The 24,588-nt window shown below is 43.3% G+C and carries 17 protein-coding genes; 14 read left to right on the forward strand and 3 right to left on the reverse strand.

The window, feature by feature from the left end:
• Positions 1-286: 286 nt before the first annotated feature.
• On the forward strand, positions 287-1,258 hold the full coding sequence (locus L8S15_RS03440) for a L,D-transpeptidase family protein (RefSeq protein WP_016789924.1): 972 nt from the start codon (positions 287-289) through the stop codon (positions 1,256-1,258).
• Positions 1,259-1,440: 182 nt separating this feature from the next.
• Here L8S15_RS03440 and L8S15_RS03445 read toward each other — a convergent pair whose 3' ends face one another.
• Positions 1,441-1,707 (reverse strand): Lpp/OprI family alanine-zipper lipoprotein, encoded by a 267-nt coding sequence (locus L8S15_RS03445; RefSeq protein ID WP_016767397.1) that lies wholly within the window; start codon positions 1,705-1,707, stop codon positions 1,441-1,443.
• Between the two features lie 361 nt (positions 1,708-2,068).
• Between L8S15_RS03445 and L8S15_RS03450 the strand changes: the two genes are divergently transcribed.
• Complete coding sequence (locus L8S15_RS03450) at positions 2,069-3,400, forward strand: DEAD/DEAH box helicase (protein ID WP_010431556.1); 1,332 nt, start codon at positions 2,069-2,071, stop codon at positions 3,398-3,400.
• Between the two features lie 153 nt (positions 3,401-3,553).
• Here the strand turns inward: L8S15_RS03450 and L8S15_RS03455 are convergent, their stop codons facing one another.
• Positions 3,554-4,804, reverse strand: a complete 1,251-nt coding sequence (locus tag L8S15_RS03455; protein ID WP_280572031.1) for an SGNH/GDSL hydrolase family protein — start codon at positions 4,802-4,804, stop codon at positions 3,554-3,556.
• 523 nt (positions 4,805-5,327) lie between these two features.
• On the opposite strand from L8S15_RS03455, the gene L8S15_RS03460 reads away from it, so the two are divergent.
• From L8S15_RS03460 to L8S15_RS03490, 7 genes are all read left to right on the forward strand, one after another.
• On the forward strand, positions 5,328-6,269 hold the full coding sequence (locus L8S15_RS03460; RefSeq protein ID WP_010431550.1) for a triacylglycerol lipase: 942 nt from the start codon (positions 5,328-5,330) through the stop codon (positions 6,267-6,269).
• A gap of 38 nt (positions 6,270-6,307) precedes the next feature.
• Complete coding sequence (locus L8S15_RS03465) at positions 6,308-7,195, forward strand: lipase secretion chaperone (protein WP_280572001.1); 888 nt, start codon at positions 6,308-6,310, stop codon at positions 7,193-7,195.
• Between the two features lie 341 nt (positions 7,196-7,536).
• On the forward strand, positions 7,537-9,558 hold the full coding sequence (locus tag L8S15_RS03470; protein ID WP_280572003.1) for a prolyl oligopeptidase family serine peptidase: 2,022 nt from the start codon (positions 7,537-7,539) through the stop codon (positions 9,556-9,558).
• Positions 9,559-11,700 carry a TonB-dependent hemoglobin/transferrin/lactoferrin family receptor gene (locus tag L8S15_RS03475; protein ID WP_280572004.1) on the forward strand — a complete coding sequence of 714 codons (2,142 nt, stop codon included), beginning with the start codon at positions 9,559-9,561 and terminating at the stop codon, positions 11,698-11,700.
• Positions 11,701-11,709: 9 nt separating this feature from the next.
• Positions 11,710-14,037, forward strand: a complete 2,328-nt coding sequence (locus tag L8S15_RS03480) for a proprotein convertase P-domain-containing protein (protein WP_280572005.1) — start codon at positions 11,710-11,712, stop codon at positions 14,035-14,037.
• A gap of 4 nt (positions 14,038-14,041) precedes the next feature.
• Complete coding sequence (locus L8S15_RS03485) at positions 14,042-15,526, forward strand: DUF1566 domain-containing protein (RefSeq protein ID WP_016797901.1); 1,485 nt, start codon at positions 14,042-14,044, stop codon at positions 15,524-15,526.
• A gap of 2 nt (positions 15,527-15,528) precedes the next feature.
• Positions 15,529-16,086, forward strand: a complete 558-nt coding sequence (locus L8S15_RS03490; protein ID WP_010431524.1) for a DUF1566 domain-containing protein — start codon at positions 15,529-15,531, stop codon at positions 16,084-16,086.
• Between the two features lie 115 nt (positions 16,087-16,201).
• Here L8S15_RS03490 and L8S15_RS03495 read toward each other — a convergent pair whose 3' ends face one another.
• Positions 16,202-17,845: a methyl-accepting chemotaxis protein gene (locus tag L8S15_RS03495; RefSeq protein WP_280572006.1), complete on the reverse strand. Its 1,644-nt coding sequence runs from the start codon at positions 17,843-17,845 to the stop codon at positions 16,202-16,204.
• Between the two features lie 483 nt (positions 17,846-18,328).
• Here L8S15_RS03495 and L8S15_RS03500 point away from each other — a divergent pair, with 483 nt between their 5' ends.
• The 5 genes from L8S15_RS03500 to L8S15_RS03520 all read left to right on the forward strand — a co-directional run bounded on the left by L8S15_RS03500 (position 18,329) and on the right by L8S15_RS03520 (position 24,448).
• Positions 18,329-19,150, forward strand: a complete 822-nt coding sequence (locus L8S15_RS03500) for a phosphate ABC transporter substrate-binding protein (protein WP_010431515.1) — start codon at positions 18,329-18,331, stop codon at positions 19,148-19,150.
• 122 nt (positions 19,151-19,272) lie between these two features.
• Positions 19,273-20,202: a phosphate ABC transporter permease subunit PstC gene (gene pstC, locus L8S15_RS03505; RefSeq protein WP_010431512.1), complete on the forward strand. Its 930-nt coding sequence runs from the start codon at positions 19,273-19,275 to the stop codon at positions 20,200-20,202.
• Positions 20,203-20,267: 65 nt separating this feature from the next.
• The gene (pstA, locus tag L8S15_RS03510; protein WP_010431509.1) at positions 20,268-21,131 is read left to right on the forward strand and encodes a phosphate ABC transporter permease PstA; all 864 of its coding nucleotides are present in this window, start codon (positions 20,268-20,270) and stop codon (positions 21,129-21,131) included.
• 75 nt (positions 21,132-21,206) lie between these two features.
• Complete coding sequence (gene pstB / locus L8S15_RS03515) at positions 21,207-21,956, forward strand: phosphate ABC transporter ATP-binding protein PstB (protein ID WP_010431506.1); 750 nt, start codon at positions 21,207-21,209, stop codon at positions 21,954-21,956.
• A 347-nt stretch (positions 21,957-22,303) separates the two neighbouring features.
• On the forward strand, positions 22,304-24,448 hold the full coding sequence (locus L8S15_RS03520) for a GGDEF domain-containing protein (RefSeq protein ID WP_010431504.1): 2,145 nt from the start codon (positions 22,304-22,306) through the stop codon (positions 24,446-24,448).
• The last annotated feature ends 140 nt before the right edge of the window (positions 24,449-24,588 follow it).

The raw sequence follows: 24,588 nt of genomic DNA on the forward strand, positions 1-24,588 counted from the left end.
GTTGAATTGAATTCGTTTTGTTGAGGCAATATTAGCGAGTTGGAACGAGGCTCCATGAGACTTTAGTCACAAAACAGGTCTACCATTATAGTTTTATTAATATTGATAACCAAATCTGTTGAAAGCTTAAAGGCAATCGATTTTGTTTGGTAAGATCGTTGTATATAAAGAGAAGAACGCGCTGATTGGCTCAAAACAGATTGGCTTTTTAGTTGTAACTAACCGTTGTAGAGACATTTGATCAGCGATAATCTAAACTTTGATAAAAGACAAACCAAGGAATTGTATGTCGTATTGCGCTAACACTACGCCTTTGCACTCTATGAGAACACAGATACGTAAGGTAGCTTTGCCTCTAGTGAGGGTCACCTTGCTTGTGGCGGCGATGGCTTCGTCGTGTGTGTCTGCGGCGACCTTTGAACTACCTCCGGCGGAAAGCCGCATCGTCGGCAGGATACAACAACACGAAGTGGCTGCTGGCGAAACGTTAGCCAACATTGCGAAACAATACGATATTGGCTTTCTCTCTTTAATGGCAGCAAACAAAGGGGTGGATCCTTTTCTTCCTGCAGAAGGCTACGTGTTAAGTATTCCTAGCCGTTTCATTTTGCCTGACACCCCAAGAGAAGGGATTGTCATCAATCTTGCTGAGTTAAGGTTGTACTTTTTTGAGCCGGATAAGAACCAGGTTCATGTTTTTCCTGTAGGCATTGGTCGAGTAGGGCGTGATACACCCGAGATGATCACCAAGATAAGTCAGAAAAGACCTAATCCAACTTGGACTCCTCCCAATTCAATTCGTAAAGAGTATTTAGAGAAAGGTATTGAGTTACCACGAGTGGTCCCTGCGGGTCCTGAGAATCCTCTAGGTGAGTATGCATTGCGACTTGCTTATGGTGCGGGTGATTATCTTATACACGGCACTAATAAAGATTTTGGTATAGGCTTGCGAGTCAGCTCCGGATGTATTCGCATGGAACCGAAAGATATCGAATGGCTTTTTGAACAGGTTAACCGCGGTGAGCAAGTCACAATCATCGATGAGCCGATCAAAGTCTCTTTAGAACCCGATAGAAGCGTGTTTGTTGAAGCGCATGAACCATTGACGCGAAGTGATGGTTCTAAGAAGGCGTTGCAGATTCCGGTTGAACTAAAATGGTGGCTTGAAGATGCTGATTTGCCAAATTCAAAGGCTAAAGCGGTTATTTTTGCTCAAAATGGTGTGCCGGTTGAGATAGCACCACCGCACCATTTGTGACTAAGTTTTAGTTCGAAAGGTTCTTTGAAAAGCATCACTGCTGTTCACTTTCTCTCACTCTTTTTACCCTTTCTTTTTTCTTTATTCCAAATAAAAAACACCACCTCTATTCGGAGGTGGTGCTATCAATTTACTGCATTTTGCGACTGATATAATCTACAGCTTAATTGCGTATGTCTTTACTACTTAGTGTAAGACTCTGCAATGTTGTCGATACGGTCGTTAGCACGATCCGCTTCTTCTTTTGCTGCCATAGCGGCTGCAGATGCTTCTTGAGCCTTCATTTCAGCGGCAGCTTTGTCACTCTTAAGCGCTTCAACTTCGCTGCTTAGTTCAGCAACTTGGTTAGTCAATTGATCCATTTCTGACATTGCAGCTTCTTCTGGCTCAGAAGAACAACCAGCTAAAATGAAAACTGAGGCTGCAGCTGCGATTAACGTCTTATTCATAAGAACTCCTTGCTTATTTATCATCAAAAGATGCGCTATACATTCTTTATCATATAGTCGCTTCATTAATGATTGTAGCGACTAATTTTTTAACTGCAAAAACAATAACTAAAGAAATTGCTAAATTTTTGAGGTAATTAGCTAAGCATCACGTTCTGTCTCATTTATGAGATGGAGAGATTAGAATCGATTTTTGTCTTATTTGGAAGGACTATCCCTTTAGTGTCAATGCATACAATATACTAGGCAACTTGAGATATAAGGATAAATTTACTGTGATCTCTATCCTTATAAAGTACTTTCGCGGTATCATGTCACGTTAAATTAATTTTATTCAATACCATCAAGACTGGAGAGTCCTTTGCACTTTAAAGATTTAGGCTTAGACAACCGCTTACTGAAGAACTTAAAACATTACGACTTCAAGAAAGCGACAGAGATCCAATCAAAAGCGATCCCTGTTGCTATTGCCGGTAAGGATCTATTGGCTTCATCAAAAACGGGATCAGGAAAAACGTTGGCGTTTGTGTTGCCAATGATACACAAAGCATTAAAAACCAAAGCGTTTTCTGCTAAAGATCCTCGTGGTGTAATTTTGGCTCCTACTCGTGAGCTAGCTAAGCAAGTTTATGGCGAACTCCGTAGTATGCTTGGTGGTTTGTCTTACGAAGCCGCACTTATCTTAGGTGGTGAAAACTTTAACGACCAAGTTAAAGCTCTGCGTAAGTACCCTCGCTTTATTGTAGCGACTCCAGGCCGTCTTGCGGATCACCTTGAGCACCGCTCCCTATTTTTAGATGGTGTTGAGACGCTAATCCTTGATGAAGCTGACCGTATGCTTGATTTAGGCTTTGCTCCTGAACTACGTCGTATTGCGAATGCCGCTAAACACCGTCGACGTCAGACTCTAATGTTCTCTGCAACGCTGGATCACGCGGAAGTGAATGGTATTGCAAATGAGATGTTAGACGCGCCGAAGCGTATCTCGGTGGGTGTTTCTAACGAGCAACACTTAGATATCACACAAAAGTTCTACTTGTGTGATCATCTAGACCACAAAGAGGCGATTCTTGACCGTGTATTAGAAGAAGCTGAATACCGTCAGGTTATGATCTTCACGGCAACTCGCGCAGATACCGACCGTCTAACGGAAAAGCTGAACGAGAAGAAGCTTAAAGCGGTTGCACTAAGTGGTAACCTAAACCAAACGCAACGTAACGCGATCATGAGCCAATTTGAGCGCGCGGTATACAAGATCTTGGTAACAACAGACGTTGCTTCTCGTGGTATTGATATTCCAAACGTAAGCCACGTTATCAACTTTGATATGCCTAAGCACACGGAAGAGTACGTTCACCGTGTTGGTCGTACTGGCCGTGCTGGTAATAAAGGTGATGCGATTTCATTGGTTGGTCCAAAAGACTGGGACAGCTTCAAGCGCGTTGAACTTTACCTTCAGCAAGATCTTACTTTCTCTATTTTAGAAGGTTTGAAAGGTAAGTTTAAGGGCATTAAGCCGCGTAAACCCGCTGTTGCTAAAGGCGGTCCAGCGAAGAAGAAAACCAATACTCAAGCTAAGAAAACGCCTAAGAAACCGGTTAAGCGCGATAAAAGCTTCCACAAGAATGTGGCAGTGGGTGATACCGTGTTTATCCCTAAGAAGAAAGTTGCTCCAAAAGCGGACGACGAGTAATCAACTTGCGTGACCTAAAAGCTTAGCTTTGAAAGGTTGATGCAAATAAAAAACCGCCGATGATGGCGGTTTTTTTGTATCTGTACCTTGTGTAAGCCTTAACTTTCGGTACTTACAGGCGGCAACTCATGAGGCTCGATGAGCTCTTCCTCGCTAGAAATTGAACGTTGAGAACGAGTACGCCAAGATATGGTCTGCGATGTATTTATGAGTTGCTGTCGTTGGGTGTGTCACGCCCCAAAATACATAACTATCCGAGCCATATGTCGCGCAGTCGCTGGTTAAACTGTGGCTTCGTAAATAGTCGGTCGATGAGCTTCTTTTGATATTTAGGCAGGCATCACTCGCATTCCTAAAGCCATGCTGCTCAGGATTATTAGTGATACTGGCAAAGAGTGCGTTTGCATCGAACAACACCACGTTTTTCCCCATGCCTTGATAATATTCGGCTTGAGCTTTGATGAATTGGTTGAACTCTAAAATCTTGCCACGAACTTTAATGATCTCTTGCTCGGTCGAATATTTAAATTGCGGAGCCTTGGTCGCATCGGGCAATGTGAATAGTAAGATATTGTTCGCTCCAGATTCTGTTAAGCGGATCAAAGCGCTACTGAAGTCGGCTTTTACATCGGCGACCTCTCTGCCGTAATTCATGAAATCATTGAGGCCAAATTCTAACGTAAATAACGAATTTTCCGGGCGGTAGTTTTTCGCAACTTTCATGTAGGTCAAGTAAGACGTAACTTGGTCATAAACACCAGTCAGTGCGACGTATTGATTGGTACCTGCTGCGCCACCCACGGCCCAGTTATAAAGAGGAACGTCTTTGGCTTTAGCTAAATATTCGGTCCAAACCAAACCGTTTGAAAAGTGCCCTAGAAACCATGAGTTTGCATTTGGGAAAACCCATTGAGAGCCATTAAATAGGTTGCCAGTATCAGAAAGGCTATCACCAAAGGTAACAATACGATTGATACTATTGGCTTGCACAGCGTTATCGTTGGTCCAGATTGAGTGATTGTAAGAGAAGCGATTGTCTGCGGCAAAATAGGTGATGTCTCCGACATCATGTTGGAGGCCGAGAGTCTGTTCACAACGCTGTTTGATTTCAGGTTGTGGGGCGTCACTGTAAAACATATTCTTGAATGAGACTGAAGACCACCAGTATCCATTTATCGTGTAATAATCTCCATTTTCCTTCTTTGCCCATTGCCAATCTGTGGCTGGAGAATCATGTGATGCGTCGGTTCGATACCAACATCGAACATAGGAATAGGTTTGTTCTCCTTGTGTTTTTAGAACCTGTGCAGACGTAATCGATTCAGGAGTGGGTATAGAATTTTCTTCAGATGCATAAGCACCAAAAGGGATGGTTAACGCGAGCATCAAAGCCGTATTTTTCATCACTGCAATCTCTTATTGTATTTAGGTAAGCCAAATAAAGACGTTGTTTTGTGTTGCTTGTTATTCTTAATAACTGAATAGCGAATAACTGGTACGACCTATATCTAATGTCAATAATTCTCGTCAACATATTCAACCTCTGGTTGTCCCATAACTGGCATAAGCATCAAATTTTCAACGGCTTTTATATTGTTTGAACAATCAAATATAAGACGAAGTTTGCCATTGGATTTTGGTTAGTATTTGTTCCCTAGTAGGCTTTCATTGGTGAGTACTCACGAGTAACCTGGACGTGAGCCACTATTGTGGAATCGAATTCGATTTTTCTAAGTCATGTAATAATGTATTTAAATCAGTTATTTACTGTTGGGCATGTTGTTAGGAGACATAGGTTGAATGTTAATCACCGCTGTTTAATTCAAGTTCATCATCACAAATATCAATCTCCAATTTTCTTTTTTATAAAATTCTAACCTAGGGTTCCTTTACTCATCAGAGGTCTAATCTGTTTAAGGAAAGAGCATTGAAAAAGATATTAATTTGGACGATCGCCTGTCTATCCAGTTTTGGAGCCTACGCAGGCACAAGCGCATCGGCATTAGAAGCCAGTGGATACACAGAAACGAAATATCCCATTATGTTAGTACATGGTCTGTTTGGCTTCGATACATTAGCGGGTGTGGATTACTTCTATGGCGTACCTGAATCTCTAACCAAAGATGGTGCGAGCGTCTATGTAGCGCAAGTATCAGCGACCAACAGCTCTGAAGTCCGTGGCGAGCAGTTGTTGGCTCAAGTTGAGACACTGTTAGCCGCGACAGGGGCAAGTAAGGTGAACCTTGTCGGTCACAGCCACGGGGGACCGACAGCGCGTTATGTCGCATCAGTTCGTCCTGATCTGGTTGCCTCTGTGACAAGTATTGGTGGCGTCCATAAAGGATCTAAAGTTGCCGATCTCGTGCGTGGAAGCGTGTCAGAAGGTTCTCCCGCAGAAGGTATCGCGGTTAAGTTGGCTGGTGGATTAACTACGCTCATTAACCTGTTATCTGGTGGAACGGATCTTGACCAAGACGGTCTCGCATCTCTTGAAGCTTTAACGACGGAAGGCTCACTTGCATTCAATCAGTTTTACCCTGAAGGCGTTCCGACGTCTGAGTGCGGTGATGGTGAATGGCAAGCCAATAACGGTGTTTATTACTATTCATGGACAGGGTCATCCACTTTTACCAACCTTCTTGATCCTACCGACGGAGCGATGACAATCCTTGGCTTAGCCTTCAATGAACCGAATGACGGACTAGTGGGGGCATGCAGCGCGCACTTAGGCAAAGTGATTGGCGACGATTATAAAATGAATCACCTAGACGAAATTAATGGTTTGCTGGGGATTCACCATCTCTTTGAGACCGACCCTGTGACGCTCTATCGTCAACACGCCAATCGATTGAAGCTGGCTGGCCTTTAGGTTGCCTACCCATTTATTAAGACCTTAAGGAACACATAATGAAAAAGACCGCCATTTTGTCGATAACCACGATAGCCCTGATGAGCACAGCGGCGGTCTTTTTATATCTAAAAAAGGAAGACCCAGATTTACATAATGACGAAAAACGAAGCGCTTCTTCATTAAAGGTCGCCTCTCAACAAGATACCGACATCGATAACGCATCAGCCAAAGACATGATGGAATATTTCGTGTCAGGCAATACAGAATTAACCCTTGAAGATATTCGTGACAATGTCGCAAGGCACCACGAACAATCACCAACAGTCATTGTCGATGAGGCACTGTTTACCAAATATCTTGAATACAAATCAGCGTTGACATCTATAGATGTTCAATTCGATACGATCTCAGCAGAAGATTTGCGTTTGCTCAATCAAACGTTACTCGATCTCCAGGCTCAATTTTTTAGTCAGAGTGAGATAAGTATTCTGTTTACCCATGACAATAAAATGAGGGAAATAGCCTTAGAGAAATTGCTTCTGAGACAGGAAGGTTTAGCCGAGCAAGATTACCAACAAAGGTTCGAATCGTATTTGTCTGAACACCCCAATTACGTTCAGTCGAGTTATCAGAACCAGGTGTTACTCCAACAGCTTTCTAGCTCTGAAGGTCTAGATGAACAAGCGAAATATTTGAAGAGAAACGAACTGGTCGGTGAAGAAGCAACCCAAAGGCTTGAATCTCTGGATCAGCAAAGAGCCGAATTTGAAGAAAATTTGAAGGTTTACTTTGCCGAGCGAAATGACATTTTGAACGACTCCGCCCTCTCTGAAAGCGAACTACAAGAAACAATTGCTCAACTTAGGGCGGCGCGCTTCGCGCCAGAACAGGTTCGAAGGGTTCAAGCAATTGAACGAATCAGAGCTGCGAGTCTGGGACTGTGAATTTAGTTCGCAAAATCAACCATGCAAACCGGCCACACTAGTTAAGTCGATGATGCCTACTAACTCAAAAGCTCTAGATTTAAGTCATTTTATCAAAGATAAGAAAACGATTGCTTTCTTTAATTAATGCCGATAAGTCCAATATAATCAATATTATTGACTGACTTGTCATTCATATACAAATTTAAATAACACCTGATATTGCAATGGTAACGCATCATAAATTAGCGTTCTTCTAGTGACTGGCATCACATATCTATGCAAATGATAATTGATCTCATTATCGTTTGGGTGCATCATGCGCGAAATTTATTAATTTAGCGTATGGATTTGTTTTGTTTATGAAAGCATTTGTGTTGTTAGCTTTTGTTTTGGTCTTGTCGGCAGGAGTTGGTGCTTCGGATCAGTTCTCTTGGCTCAGAGATGATTCCCGTAGTGCGAATAAAGTACTTAATTATCTCAATCAACAGAATGATAAAACTCAGTTGCATCAAGAACGTATTCGATCTCTGAGCGAATCCCTACAAAAGAAATGGCAAGACAATCGTCCTGAACGAGCCGATAGACCATGGCAGGAAATCGGTGGCTACGAGTATGCGATCCTAAATCACAAGGGCAAAAGAACCTTATTGTCCCGATTAGTTGGGAGTAAGGATTTGACCGAGTTGCTTAACATTGATGCTCGTTCTGCGGAGCACAATTACTATCAGTTAGGTGATTGGGCACTCGACTCAACGAAAACCAAGCTCGCAATAGCAGAAGATATTACGGGTACTGAACAGTATCGAGTGAGTGTTGTTGATCTTAAAACTCAGCAAGTCACACTAGTAGCTCAAAATGTAGACAGTTCGCTTGCGTGGTCGAAAGACGGTCAATCTCTGTATTTGATTCAACTTGAACAACAAACTTCGAGACCTTATGCGCTAACGAAATACTTCTTAAATGAGTCAAAGCCGATTCAATTAACGGAAGAGTTGGATTCCGCTTGGTTGCTTTCGTATTACCTTTCAAGTGATAAGCAATTTGCTGTCGTTCAGGCAAACAGTGAAAACTCCAGCGAGCAACGTTTGTTAAACCTCGATAACGGTGAAATCTCCAAACCACTATTACCACGAAAAACTGGGGTGGAATACTACGTTGATGTTTCGGATTCTATGTTGTTTGCAAACAGCAATCACGACCGCAATGATTTTGCTTTTTACTCTGCACCACTTACTCAGGCTCCACATATCAACCTCTGGCGAGCGGTTTTTGAACCAACGGACGAGTCTAGAATCAGTAACTTCTATTTGTTTGAATCCGGCGCTGTGGTTGTTAGCCAAAGTGGTGCGTCTCAGTCTCTAAATTTTCTCGACAAAGATAACCGCTATCGTTCAAGCCAGTTATTGGCTGACGCAGGCCAAGTTGCTTGGGTAAGCCAAGTGGGCGACTACCGCAGTAATAAACTCCATATCCGTAGTATGTCCCTTACCCAGCCCGCTAAGTGGGACAGCTTAAATACACAAACTCTGCAACGAGATTTGTTCTCTCAAGACGATTACCCCCAATACCAACAATCAGCGTATCAAACCGAGCAAGTTATGGTGAATTCTGGTGGGGTAACAATTCCAGTCACACTGGCTTATCGCAAAGACAAATTGACTAAGACCACACCAGTGTTTTTGTATGGATACGGAGCTTATGGCATGGCGATGAAGCCCTATTTCATGCCACAAATTATTAGCTTACTTGATGAAGGTGTTATTTATGCAATTGCACATGTTCGTGGGGGCGGGTTTTATGGTGAGTCTTGGTATCAAGCCGGTAAGGGGATTAAAAAAGAAAATGCCATCTTGGATTTCATCGCAGTTGCTCGTGATTTGACAGCATACAATCTTGGTAAGCGCCCTATTTATGCGATGGGTGGAAGTGCTGGTGGCACTCTTGTTGCTGCAGCTTTAAATCAAGCTCCTGACTTGTTTGATGGTGCTGTCCTTAAAGCGCCATTTGTTGATGTTGTTAATAGCATGTCTGATTCTGCATTACCTCTAACAGCTCAGCAGTACGGTGAGTGGGGCAATCCAAACATTGCCGATGAATTGAAGCTCATGCAGCAATATGACCCTTATCTGAATCTTAGCGAACAAAATTACCCACCGATATTGATTCAAGTTGGCCTCAACGATCGCCGCGTTCCCTATTGGGAAGGGGCTAAGTATTACGCAAAATTAAGCGAGCTAACGACTGGAAGTGGGCCCTATTTATTGTCGACAAACTTTACTCAAGGACATTCGACAGATAGACGAAAATCCTTAGCGCAACAAGCGTTTGAATACGCATTCCTTTTATCACTTACCCTGAAAGACATTAAAGCGGAGCAGTAAATGAAGCTTTCCCCCCTATCAGCGGCAGTACTGAGTGTACTTGCTGTCAACGTCGTGCACGCCGAATCTGAGGTTTACCACTTTGAAGAGGTGCTCGTAACGGCGAACAAAATAGAGCAACCGTTATCTGAAGTAGCAGGTTCAGTTGCTGTGATCACGGGCGAAGACCTAGAAAAAAAAGGCGCAACAGAACTCTACGACGCAATAAAAAGTGAACCTGGAGTCAGTGTTTCTGGGGGGGCAGGCCGACCGCAAAACATTACTATTCGCGGTATGACAGGTAACCGGATTTTGATTGTTAAAGACGGGATAAAATCTGCTGATGGTTTTGGGGCTAATGACATCAACGACAAAATAGGGCGCAACTCATTCGATATGTCGAACCTCGACAGTATTGAAGTCATCAAAGGTGCGAGCTCGTCTGTGTATGGGTCCGGTGCGATTGGTGGTGTTGTGGTTGTGAGATCTAAAAAGCCGGGAGACTACCTCGACGATAAAGATTTCTATAGCGACGTCTCTGCAACCTATACCGGTATCAGTAATAAATACAAAGGTGCGACAAACCTTGCTTTCCGTTCGGGGAAATTCGAAAGCTTGGTTAATCTTTCTTATTGGGAAGGTGAAGAAACCCGTAATTTTGATGAAGACCTATATAACCGAAGTATCGATGGCGTCGGTGGTGGTTACACCCTGAACTACTGGTCAAGTGACGCTCTGATGCTCAAAGGCAATGTCGAGTATTACAAAGAGAATTCAAGTCGTAAAGAAGGGTCTTCTAAGATCCAAAAGGACGGTAAATGGGACACTGAAGATTTTGACCAACAGTCTTATACCGAGACGTTCTCTGCGTATGCGGGGTTTGAGTATCTACCTGCCAATACTTGGTTTGAGGAATTAGATGCCAAGATCTATTGGCGTGATATGACTAATGAAGATACCACTAATCGTTTGATGTCTCGAAACAACAATAACGTTTCTGAGTTACGTAGAACGATTGATATTCGTGGTTTTACGGATCAGCTTCTCGGTGTAAACGCCGATTTTATTAGCGCATTCCAACATCAAAACATGAACCATACCTTGTCTTATGGTGTGAATATGGAGACCAACCTCCATGAGCGTCCAAGTCAATCTTCTGTTTTAGATTGGAACGGAGTGTCACTTAACGCGGATGTCCCTTTTGCTCCAGCCCGCTCGTACAATTTTGCTGCTTTTATTCGTGACGCGATTGAAATTGACCATTGGACTGTGACGGCAGGAGCCCGTGTTGATTTACACCAGTTGAAACCTGAATCACAGAGCACAATCAATGACTATGAAGTGAAGGAACAAAATTCGAGTGAGTTTTCTCCTAGCTTATCGGTGAGTTATCAGTTAACAGACTCGCTAAATACATACCTTTCGTACAACCACGGCTTTAGAGCACCGGGTTATGACAAAATTTATGGTTATCAGAACCATGATTTTGTCCCAATTACCCCATTTGTCATTGTGCCTAATATGGACCTAGAGGCCGAAACCAGTGATTCGTTTGAATTAGGCAGTAAGTTTGATAATGGACAAACACAGCTATATGCGGCCGTTTTCTATCAAAAGTTCGATAATTTTATCGACGTTAAACAGATCTCATTTGTGCCGGATCCAAATACAGGTAACTACTACAAGCAGTATCAAAACGTAAATGGAGTCGAGACATATGGCATTGAAGCTTCTCTTGCACACCGTTTAAGCGATTTTTGGAGTGTGAGTACTAAAGTCGGCTACGTTGATGGAGAAGATGAGGATGGAGAAAAAGTTCGTACGCTAACACCTTGGGAAGGTAATGCCGAGGTGACTTATGACGATAACGCCTTCTCCGCTTATGCGCAGGTTAATTGGGCGCAAGCGATGGATAACGTCCCTCAATGTGAAGATGATTTAGGTATCGTTACTGACTGTGCGACTACTTCTGGCTGGGCGAGTGTTGACCTTGGCGTAAGTTACTCTTGGACCTTCGGTTTGGATGTCAGCGCTAACGTTATCAACCTTTTCGACAAAGAATACATCCGTTACCAAGATGTCGCGGGCATAGCTGATAGTAATAAAGTTTACTCTACAGAGCCTGGTCGTTACTTCACCGTTAACGCCAAGTATGCGTTTTAAGGAGGACATATGAAAAAGAGTCCTCTATACATTGCTTTGTTGTTGGTTTCAGCAACAAGCAGTGCTGCCGAATGGGATTACCCTCTCGGTAATATTGTTGTAACAACGCAGCAGGAAGCCAAAGCGTATTTAGAACAAGCTTATCCTGACGTTGGTACGCTGAGGTTTCGCTATGAAACACAGTCTAAGTTGGGACACCACTATAACTTCGACTTATTGATCAAAGGTGAGTACCAACAACAGAAATCTGTGGTTCTATCCACTAACTCTGACGAGCAGGTTTCACGCGTTTTCAGAAGCTTAGAAAATACCGTGTTACTCAACGGAAATCCGACAACGGCTGCTGAGCTAGAAGTTCCTCGCTTATTAGAAGCAGAGCGTGCGCCGAGCTTAAGCAGTGGCCAAGTGGTTGCGACGCATGTGAATGTGTTCAGTCCTGATTTAAGAACCATGGATAGAGCTGCGCCACCAGAAAGTTTGCTCACCGATGTGAGTCAATATCCAAGCCTCCCACACTACGTGCAAGCGGATGTGGAGGTATTGAACCACAGCGATGGTATCTACCTTACCAATGCTCGTATATCTCAGGTTGATGCAACAGCCTTGTATTCACTTGACCCAGACTCAGGTGCTGTAACGAACCGTGACACTTCAAGTTTTCTCGCAGCTGAGGGGCTCACAAAGTTTGCGGATCTGAACGAGCTGCAAAATGTGGATTGGCAAGATGTGCGATTCCTACAATTGATGGTATTTGCTCATCTAGATCAGTCTTTACGTTATATCAGCAGCTTGGGCTTTGATCTGTTTGATGCCCCTCTTGAGTTCGATGGCAGAGGCTTATCTGCAGATAACTCGACGTACTATTATGGCCCCAAAGCGGCTTTATTTGGTATTGGCGGTGGCTCACCTGATGCATTAGATGGTGATGTGATTCTGCATGAGCTTGGCCATGGGATTCATTATCACATCGTAAAAGATTGGGCTTACGGCCATACAGGTGCCATCGGTGAAGGGTTTGGAGATTACTGGGCGGGTAGTTTTAGCTTTCGTATTCAATATGAAAATGCACAGACTCGCGGGCAAGAGTTCGAGATAGATACTGTCTTTAACTGGGATGGTTACTTCGGGGTAAGGAATACCACGCGTAGCCTGTGGAACCAAAGGGCACGTTACTTTAGACAAGCAGAATATCGCCCTCATGAAAGTGTTGCTGGTGAACTAGGTGATGAGCTTTGGTCAACGCCTTTATTCCAGGCTCTGAAAGCCTCAGTTGAGCAGTATGGTGAGATCGCTTTTAACGAGTTCGATTCAATCGTACTCGAGTCTATGTATGGGCTAGGTCGTGGATTGAAAATGCATGACCTAGCTGAGAGCACTCTGTTTGTGGCTCAACAACTATATCCAAATCGAGATTATGCTGAAATATTGAAGCAAAAGTTTGATGTGCATGGATTGATCATCGAGCCATTTAAAGTAGAGGCTCCTGACCGTTATGTTGATCCAAAGAAGCCGTTGACGATTGAGTTGTACCCAACATTAAGACAGGCTCAAGTGGATGGCCAAATCAATATTTCAGAATTGGTGAAGTCGTTCGTTAGCGATCCGGTTGATAAGTTGTCGATAGAGGCGACACTTCCGACCGGCGAGATGTGTGGTTCTTCAGTCGCCATGAATACGAGTGTCGACTACCGATACAACGACGCCCTCAAATTACACAATTGGCAGCATGATTTGTCTCTTGTATATGGCTTACCTGTACTCGAATCCGATATCAAAGAAGTGAACAGTTACCTTCCTGATAGCCGGTTTAGCTCAACTAATCAGCCGATCGTTGGCTTTAAAACATTCAATTTCACTCTAAATGGCACGGCTCAGACCGCAGACGAAAATTTCGGTCTGTATTTAGATATCGAACACTCTCGTTTAAGCGATCTAGTGGTCACTCTGATTTCTCCGAAGGGAACACGAGTTGATTTACTTAACCATAAATCGACGCGATTTTCTGGTTTTGATGGTTACTTCACGCTCAAGCATGACTCGGTTCTTGATTCGTTTAAAGGTGAGCCTATTAACGGGTCTTGGCGTTTAGAGATCGCCGATTATGTGAATGGTGAAACTGGGAATCTAAAGCGTTGGGGACTCGGTACTATTTCGAAATACGAATGTGGTGAAACAACGACTTCACCTCAAGAACCAACCGTTGCGAGTGACTCTTCCGGTGGCTCAACCTCACCAATATTGATTCTATTCATGTCCTTGTTCTCGTTCGGCAGGTCATTTGGTACGCGTTACTTGTCTCTAACGGCAAGGCTCTTTAAAAACAAAACAAGAAGATAACTCTATGAAACCTCAATTGACAATTTTGGCCATCTCTTTGGCTCTTGCTGGCTGCGGTGGTTCGGGCGGTTCCGATACCTCTGCATCAGCAGCACCAACCTATACCGTGTCAGGTACAGTGACAGCACAGAATGTAGATTTACAAAGTAAGGTCTGTGCAGACATAAATCAAAACTACATGTGTGATAGTGGAGAACCAAGCTCGACGGCTAACGCGAATGGCGAATTTAGTATTACTAGTACTAAGAAGTCGATTTTATCGGTTCCTTTGTTAGCTCAGGTGGATACGGGGATTGCAGCCAATAGCACGAGCGCTTCTGCCTCTTCTTACGCTTATATTGCCGCTCCCGGTCTTCAAAAAAATACGGGAAATGAGATTAATGGTATCAGTTCACTATTGGCGGGTTATGTTGCTGACGGATTGACGGTAGCTGAAGCTAACAACAAATTAAAAGCTCAGTTGGCGAAAAGTGGCATCGCTATATCTGGCGATATTCAAGACGATTTATCTGCATCTGAACTTGCGAGTCTGGAACAAAATATCGTATCAACAATTAAGGCGTTTAAGCACTCTAATCGTGCGTTCATGCTGGCTCAATTGAGTGCGAAATTTGATAAGAGTGCGGCCGATTATGTAAGTGGAGTACTCACTAATGACCAAGTTACTGCTTTTGCAAATTTCCTCGAAGGAGAGCTAAAAGCTGCGACAGCATTGAATGATACGGGTGTTTTACGCTATTTCTCAGATATCGATGACACACAAAATGTCGTTGAACCACAGAGTTCATTCCCAGGTCAAGATGCAGAATACGGCTTTGATAAAACAGAGCTGAATGACAATACCGGCAATGGTTTCCAGTTCGCAAAGTTAGATTCAAGTGGTCAGGTGCTTGCTGATGATGCTGCGGAGTGGTCTTGTGTTTTGGATCAACGCAGTGGCTTGATTTGGGAATCGAAAACGGATGACGAAAGCTCTATTCAATATAAAGATCGCATATTAGCGCTTGAGCTACCCGGACTAGTAACGCCTTACGATCAAGATGTTGATTTAGCGACGTGTAAAACGAAAGGCGATGCGATATGTACCACTCAAGATTACGTTGAACATATCAATGCAATGAACTTATGCGGCAAGTCAGATTGGCGCTTGCCAACATTCAATGAATTCTACAACGTGCTCGACTTCGGTGAGACAGAAACCAACTCGGATGGTGAAGTTTATGGTTTAACTTACAAGTACTTCCCACATCAAACCCTTGGTATTGACTATACGGCTTACACTGGTTCGGTATGGACTCAATCCATTACTTATAGCCAATATACAAACACAGCTGTTGAAGGTGGCTTCTATTACAACGAGATTGGAACCCAGGGTTCAGACAGGGGGGTTGTTGGTTCTATAGAGATCTATTCAGGTGATGTTGATTCTTCGGATAATTATGACTCGTTCCAATTCCCAATTCGTTTAGTTTCACTACAAGGTCAATAGATATGAAAAATTTACTCTCCATCACTTTAATGGCTCTGTTTTCTGCGGGTGCAATGGCACAAGAGTGCAGTTTAGATATGGAAAAATCGGCTCCGAGCACGCGTTATGTTGCGAATGATAATGGGACGTTTAGCGATGAACTGACAGGGTTAACTTGGATGCGTTGCCAACTGGGTAAAACTTGGGATACGAAGACATTAGCTTGTAGTGGGCCTGCTGAAACGTATCACTGGCAGAGTGCGCTCTCTATGGTTGAATCAATCAATGATCAGAGTGGCAGTCATGCGTTGCATAAGTTCGGTGGTGAAAAAGAGTGGCGCATGCCAAACATCAAAGAATTAGTGTCATTAAAAGAAGTGGCTTGTCACTCTCCAGCAATGAGTCACAAGGTGTTTGGTGATACGTTTAACGTTGAAGCTGGAAACTTAGCCGTTTATATATGGAGTTCAACTCCTGCGAGTGATGGTCAGAGCGTGATGACGTTTGATTCGATTAATGGTGAGGTTTACCAGTACAACGCCGCACAATATAAATTTAGCGTCTTGTTAGTTGCAGAATGATTTAGTTCTTAATGCGTAAATAAAAAGGCCGTGGTTTTCCACGGCCTTTTAGGTTTTGGCATATAGGTCTTAACTTAGATCTGAAGCTTAGACCTTGAAGCTTAGACTTTAAACCCTATACCTTAAAATAATCCAACTGCTGCTTTTGCTGCTCGGCTAAGTTAGATAGCTCGTGGCTCGCTGCTGCGGCTTGAGTAATACCGGTTACGTTTTGGCTTACTAGGCTGTAGATGTTTGAGATATTACGGTTGATGTCTGCAGTCACTTGGCTTTGTTCTTCTGCGGCAGAGGCAACCTGAGTGTTAATTTCTGTCATGTCGGTTACTGAGTTAGCAATACCAGAAAGGGCAGCACTCACCTCACCTGAGAGCGTTTGGTTGTGCTCTAACATAGACAGTGAACTGCTCATGCTCTCATTGGCGTTACCCGATTGAACCTGCAAGCCTTCGATAATTGCTTGGATCTCTTTGGTTGAATCTTGCGTACGAGCAGCCAGCATTCGAACTTCATCGGCTACCACTGCGAAACCACGGCCACTCTCACCAGCTCGTGCGGCTTCGATTGCTGCATTAAGTGCAAGAAGGTTAGTTTGCTCAGAGATGCTTTGAATTACTTCAATTACCTTACCAATCTGCTCGGAGTGCTCTTTTAACGTGCCTACAACGTTTGCCGCTTCGCTCAGCTGAGTCGCCATTTGCTCATTAGCTTGGTTGCTCTCATTAAACAAGCTCATGCTGTGTGTTGCCATTTCGTCGGCTTGCTTGGAAGCTGAGTCGGCTTGTACTGCATTCTCGTTTACGTGCGATGCTGTGCTCTCAAGTTGGTTTACAGCAGAAGCAACTTGCTCCACTTCTTGCTTCTCTTGATCTGAGTTTGCGCTTGATTGTGTCATTACAGCCGCGAGCTCTGTCGATGCTGACGCCACTTCGATACTGATCCGAGATAGTGAACTTACGGTGTCTCGCAGTTGTTCAACAGATTGGTTTACGTCTTGTGCAAGACGTGAAATTTCATTGTTACCTTGTTCATCTGCTTTAACTAACAGGTTGCCCTTTGCCACTTCACGCATGGTTTCCTGAATATTACTGATTGGTGTAACGATGACGCCAGCCAGTGTCCAACTAATAAGCAGAGCAGCAGAAAGGATGACTAAAAGTGCGATCGTCGCTGTATTGAGCGTGCTGGTATGTTGTTGACCGTTGATGTGGACTTCTTGGGTAGCAATGTGATTCAGCTTTTTAGAAAGAGTATTGATAGCTTGTACCATTTCATTTCCCGCGTGACGGTATTGGTCGATAGCGGTTTGGTAACTGGCATCAAAATTAGAGGGAAGCGCTGTATTGCCGTGTTTTGCGGTCAAGAGAGGGAGCATGGTGATACGAGAAAAATCGACATAGTGATTCATCGCTTTACGCATTGCAGTGACTTCTTCCTGCATCCCTGTAACGGTGTTCAATGAATCTAATAGACGCGCATTTTGGTCACGTTTTTGGTTTAGTGTCTCAACTAAGGTTTTCACATCGTCTGCATTAAATAAGCTGTAAATCGCTTTGATACGCATACCGTAACTGTTGTCGACGATTTCACTGAGTTCTTCTTTATGTAGGATCAACTCATCGGTTGAAACTGACACATCTTTAAAAGCACTTTCGAGTTTATCCCCACCGATAATGACGCCAGCCAATAATAAGACGACGGAAAATAGAACCGGAATAAGGGTCTGTATTTTTATAGATAAGCCACTGAGAAGTTGGCGCATTTAATGTCCCTCTTTGAATAATTTAGTAGATGAGAATTATTATTATTAAAATTGATTGGGGATTCTAACTAATGAGACTGACAATTCAATCAGTAAAGGTATTCATTTTGTTATATGCGATAGGTATTTGATATACATGATTGTTTATTGCTCAAAATTGCGCTTTAGCTGCACATTACTCTCAATTGTGTTACGCCTATTTGATTGAAAAACATAGAAATATATTGGTTGTCGTTCGATATAAATAGAAGGGAGGTTGGTTGTTTGGCGTCTGAATCCTACACAAATAAGTGTGGAGATAAGCGAACCTGATGGATGTGTAACTACCGATTCATTAAAAAGAGGAAAAATGAGCCATTAATTTGCAGTTGTCATATAGGCTTCAATTAAGTGAAACACAACTGTCATATTTGGATTCTAAAGTGGGCACCGTTCAAGCAAAACACAACATTACGGCAATAACGCCATTAAAGGAAATTTGTGATGAAAAAGACAGTTATCGGTGCAATCGCTCTTTTAGGTGCACTAACAGTGACTCCAGCTTCAGCTAAAGAAACTATTTCAGCAGTTGGTTCAAGCAGCGTGACTCCACTGATGGAAGTTTTCTCTGAAACATACATGAAAACGAATTCAAACGTATTTGTTGAAGTACAAGGCCCAGGTTCTTCTGCTGGTGTAAAAGCAGCTAAGAACGGTAGTGCAGATTTAGGTATGTCTTCTCGTAATCTTAAAGATAGCGAGAAAGAAGCAACACTCGTTGAAGAAGTGGTTGCTCGTGACGGTATCGCAGTTGTTGTTAACCCTAAGAATGGTCTTGACGGACTAACAGCTGAGCAAGTAACGGCTATCTACAAGGGTGAAGTAACAAACTGGAAAGACGTTGGTGGTGCAGACAAGCCAATCGTAGCAATCACTCGTGATACGGCATCTGGTACTCGTGGTGCATTCGAAGACATCATGGCTCTTAAAATGGAAATTTCTGGTACAAAGGTATCGGCAATCTCTCAACGTGCTCAAGTTGCGAACGGCAATGGCGCACTAAAAACAATGGTTGCATCTAACCCTTACGCAATCGGCTACATCTCTCTAGGTACAGTGGATAGCTCAGTTAACGCACTTGCTATCGACGGTACTGAAGCATCAGTAGACAACGTTAAGAACGGTTCTTACAAAGTGGCTCGTCCTTTCCTAGTGCTTTACAAAGAAGGTCAACCTTCTGCTGAAACTCAAAAGTTCCTAGATTGGATGCTAACTGACGAAGCTCAGTCTCTTGTTGAGAGCAAAGGCTACATCGCAGTTAACTAATCTAAACCCAAATTAATAATATTGCTCAGCCTACCTTTTCAGGCTGAGCCTTTTCTATCCCACTTCGAGTTAATCCTGCGCTTACATAGCGTGTTGAGGATTATCGATATGTGAGACTTGTTATGACCATCGCAACGAATAGTGAACAGCTTATGAATAGCGAAGCGACTCAACTGAAACGCAGCTTACGTCAAAAGAAGCGTGTAGATTGGAAAGAGCGTATTTTTCACGGCTTATTTCTTACAAGCGCAATTATCGGCATCGTATCTCTTGCTGTTATTGCTTACTTCATCGTTAGAGAAAGTATCCCAGCATTCCGTGAAGCGGGCCTATCAGGTATCGTTTTAGGGCAAAACTGGCTACCACCAGCACTTTACGGTGTTGCTACCATGATTGTAGCTTCTGTCGTATCGACATTGGGTGCGGTAGTAGTTGGGGTGCCTATTGGTGTATTAACGGCAATCTTCATTGCTGAAATCGCGCCAAAGCGTCTAGCAGACATCATTCGTCCTGCTGTTGAATTGCTAGCGGGCATCCCTTCGGTAGTTTATGGCTTCTTTGGCCTCGTTATTATCGTTCCCCTGATTCAAAATGTGTTTCAAGTGCCTGCGGGTAACACGATCTTGGCTGGTATTATTGTATTGGGTGTAATGATCCTTCCTACGGTAATCACAGTTTCTGAAACATCAATTCGCGCGGTGCCAAGAACGTATAAAGAAGGCTCTTTAGCGTTAGGTGCTTCAAAAATCTTTACCATCTTCAAGCTTCTCGTTCCTGCTGCTCGTTCAGGCATCATGACTGGTGTGATTCTTGGTATTGGTCGTGCATTAGGTGAAACGATGGCAATCATTATGGTGATGGGTAATGCACCAGCGATGCCTGAAGGTATTTTAGATTCAGCTCGTACACTGACGGCGAATATTGCGATTGAAATGTCTTACGCAAGTGGTATTCACGCAAGTGCGTTGTACGCAACGGGTGTTGTTCTCCTTGTGTTCATCATGTCTCTGAACGCGATTCTACTTTACTTGAACCGTGAGAAGGCGAGGTAAACATCATGTCTTTAGAAAATAACGTAACACCTCAAGCTAACCCTACGAAGTCGCAAGGTAAAACGATGAATAAAGTTGCGCTAAAGAAAGCTCGCGCACGTAAAGATGCGGTATTGAGTGGCTTTATCTGGGCTGCTGCTGCTCTTACTGTGGGCTTCTTATTTTGGATAATGTGGTACATCCTTTCTAACGGTCTACAGCACGTTGATTGGAAGTTCATTACTGACGATTACACTCGTACTGGTGATGAGCACGGTATTTTCCCGATGATCATCTCTACGATTTACATGGTTATCGCTTCGATCGCGGTTGCGGCGCCGCTTGGCATCATGACAGCAATCTATCTGACTGAATACGCAAAAGTAGGCAGCCGTTTAGTTAAAATCATTCGTTTTTGTACCGAGTCATTAGCGGGCATACCGTCGATTATCTTTGGCTTGTTTGGTATGACATTCTTCGTGGCTATTTTAGGTTTAGGTTTCTCTATCCTATCGGGTGCGTTGACATTGAGTATCCTGATTCTTCCAGTGATTATTCGTACCACTGAAGAAGCGTTGATGGCAGTCTCTCAAACTTACCGTGAAGGTTCGTATGGGTTGGGTGCTTCTAAAATCTACACAATCTGGCGTTTGATTCTTCCAAGTGCAATGCCAGGTATCATCACTTCAGTTATTCTGAGTATTGGTCGTGTTATTGGTGAATCAGCACCCGTATTCTTGACCGCTGGTATGGTTGCTCGTATCCCAGATTCATTGATGGACTCTGGCCGTACACTAACTGTTCACTTATATAAGTTAACGACGGAACTGTTTACCATTGAAGAATGGAATCAAGCATACGGCACAGCAACAGTACTGATTGTTCTTGTACTGCTGATCAACACACTCACTAAGTTGATCGCAAGACGTTTTAACACTGCAACTTACTAAGCAGAGCTTTCTTGAGCCAAATGAGCTCATAAAACAAACGCAGTACAGACTTTGACGAATTACGAGATTACGAATATGAACAAATTTAATATTAAAGATTTAGACCTTTTTTACGGCGACAACCAAGCACTTAAATCAATTAATTTACCAGTGCCAGAGCGTCAAGTGACGGCTTTGATCGGTCCGTCGGGTTGTGGTAAATCAACATTATTGCGTTGCCTTAACCGAATGAATGACCTTATCGAGGGTGTGAAAATCACAGGCCTTCTTGAAATGGACGGTACCAACATCTACGGCAATATCGATGTTGCAGACCTACGTATCAAAGTGGGCATGGTTTTCCAAAAGCCCAATCCATTCCCAATGAGCATTTACGAAAATGTCGCTTACGGCTTACGTGCTCAGGGTATTAAAGACAAAAAGCATATTGATGAAGTGGTTGAAAGTTCACTTCGTGGTGCTGCGCTGTGGGATGAAGTGAAAGACCGTTTGAAAGCACACGCATTCGGCCTATCGGGTGGTCAACAACAACGTTTGTGTATTGCTCGTACAATCGCGATGCAACCTGATGTGATTTTGATGGATGAACCTACATCAGCACTCGACCCAATTGCGACTCATAAAATTGAAGAGTTGATGGAAGACCTGAAGAAGAATTTCACTATCGTTATCGTAACGCACTCTATGCAGCAAGCGCGTCGTATTTCAGACCGCACAGCTTTCTTCCTAATGGGAGAGCTTGTAGAGCACAACGAAACAAGTGTTATCTTCAGCGAACCCAAAGATGATCGTACCAAAGGTTACGTAAACGGTGACTTTGGTTAATTGATTATTTAAGTGTTGTTATGACCTTTTGTTTCCGCTGTCAAATACCAAAGCACGCTAACTGAAACGCAGGTTAGATAATCGAATCGATCGACAGAATTATCACTATAACTATAAGCGATGGAAGTTTTGCCCCACTTTATGTGGGGCTTTTTTATGCCTTTAAAAAACCTCCAACGTCGATTGAAAATTGGGCAGGAAATCCCATTTTTGTCGCCCTTCTCATGCTTGTGATAATGTTAAAAGCGAAATTGCGACTCGCTTAACATCTCATTTTTACTTACATTGATTGCATATCAAGGCTTCTGTATTTTTGCTTTATTCTTTTTAGCCAATGGACGGAAGTTGTGCCTGTTAAAGCCTTTGCAAAACAAATATCTGCAACACGCGACCACCGTTTATTAGCTGAATCTCTTTTTGATTACCTTGAGGAGGTGCTGACTCCCAAAGGAATTGGCATATTCTCGGAACCAACACCGCAAAGTGATTCGTTACCTCTATTTTCTTGTGGCGAGTTAACTGCTCTTGTTCATTACCCTTCAACCTTTTGGCCTTGGATTTCCCAGTTCGATACCGCTGACGGTGTGCTGCCTATGGCTATCAATACATGCAAGTGGGAACATATCGACGTGTTGGGTGGCGAGTCATTTATCATGATGCTTGATAATGCGCCTGCCTGTAGAACTTATTTAATTGTTCAAAATTGCGATACAGAAAAGGTCAATCAAACCTTTAACCAAGGGCTTGATGTCCTACAGTTAGCAGCAGCTCGTTGGCAATGTATTCGTGCTGAAAAGAATGCAGCCACTGAGATAAAACACAGAGACACACGAGAAGCTCAATATCTTGATGAAATTAAGCTCCGTGAATTGTTCGTAGAGAACATGAAATTGGTTCACCAGGTGGCGTTAGAACTTTCTAACCCAGAATCTTTGGATGCCTTGTATAAAGCTTCTGTTGAGGCTGTTCGAGATAGGCTTGGTTTTGACCGAGCTATTTTCATGCTACTGGATATGAAAAAGCGCTGTTTTAGTGGAACGTATGGCACTGATGAAGCGGGTAAAACAAACAGTGAGCATCATACTCAGTATGATTTACATCAGTTAGAATCAGAGTACATTGAGGCATTGTCGGATAATCACACCAATTTAGTTATCATTGAGCAAGCTCCGTTATACACCGCTGGGCAAGTGGTTGGGCAGGGCTGGAATGGTATGCTTATCTTGCGTGAAGGAGAGAAACCGGTGGGTTGGATCGCGATGGACAATTACATTCACCGTTCGCCAATTACCAACTATCAAAAGCAAATGCTCGAGTCATTTGGTTCACTTCTTTCTCAGATCTACATTCGTAAACGGCAGGAGCAGAATATACGCATGCTTCATTCAAGCATGGTTGAGCTATCTCGCTGTGATACTGTTAGCGAAGTGTGCAAGTCAGCGGTAAGTTTTGCTATTCAACACCTAGGGATCGATCGACTGGCGGTTTTCCTTACTGATAAAAATTGCAGCTACATGCAAGGTACGTGGGGCACGGATATTAAAGGCGATATTGTCGATGAGTCTTACTACCGTTCTGAGCTGGTGGAGCGCGATATTGTTGCTGCCGCTCGGGCTTGTCCGAATCAAGTCGCCTTTGAAGAGTCAGTACCTATCTATCACGACTTCAATATTGTGGGTGTCGGTTGGACAGCCATGACGATGCTCACAACCAATACGGGTGAGCCTATTGCGTTTATTGCTGCAGATAACTTGTTAACTCGTAGCCCTTTAACCTCGCAATTACGTGAAGTGATTCGTATCTTTGCCTCAAGTCTTGCTGAAGTGCTGCAAAGAACCATGGCACAAGAAGAGCTCAAAAAGCTTAACGAAACATTGGAACAAGAAGTCAGCAAGCGAACTAAAGAATTAGAACTGGCGAACCAACAGTTGGAAGTGATATCTAAGCTCGATCCGCTGACCCGCCTTGGTAATCGCCGTATGTTGACTCAGGTTTTAGATGATCTAAATTGTGACGGCCAAGGGGCGTTCGTCACACAACATGAAGTCACTTTCGGGCTGATCCTAGTCGACCTCGATCATTTTGGTTTGTACAACAGTGTTTATGGTCACACGGAAGGTGACGCAGCTTTGCGCACGATAGGTAAAATATTAAACGATCATGTTTACAATGACAAAGAAACCTTCTGCCGCATTGGTGGTGAGGAGTTCATGTTATTGATGATCGGTACCAATCACTCCAAAACCAAGCAACGTGCGGAGTCGATTCGAAAATGTATTGAAGAGGCTAAGATCCTCCATTGTGAAAGCAGCACTAGCCAATATCTAACTGCGTCTGTCGGTTATGCGTCAATCACCTCTGATCAACGCCAATTCGACTTCGATTTATTGTATGGCAAGGCCGATAAAGCCTTATATCAAGCCAAAGACTCAGGTCGAAATCGAATTGTTTCTGCACTCAAGAGAAGAAAGGTTTCGGCAACGCTTTCTTAGCTCTTAGTCTCGACCCTAGCTTTCAAATTCTAACGAAATCGAACGGATTTGGTTTTCTCGTTATTTCTATTTTCTTAAAACGAAGCCTAAGAAAACAAGAAGCCGTGGTAGTCAAATGGTGACCATCACGGCTCCGGGTT

It is taken from the genome of Vibrio sp. S/42/10, assembly GCF_029890535.1.
In the GTDB taxonomy this organism is placed as follows: Bacteria; Pseudomonadota; Gammaproteobacteria; order Enterobacterales; family Vibrionaceae; genus Vibrio; species Vibrio cyclitrophicus.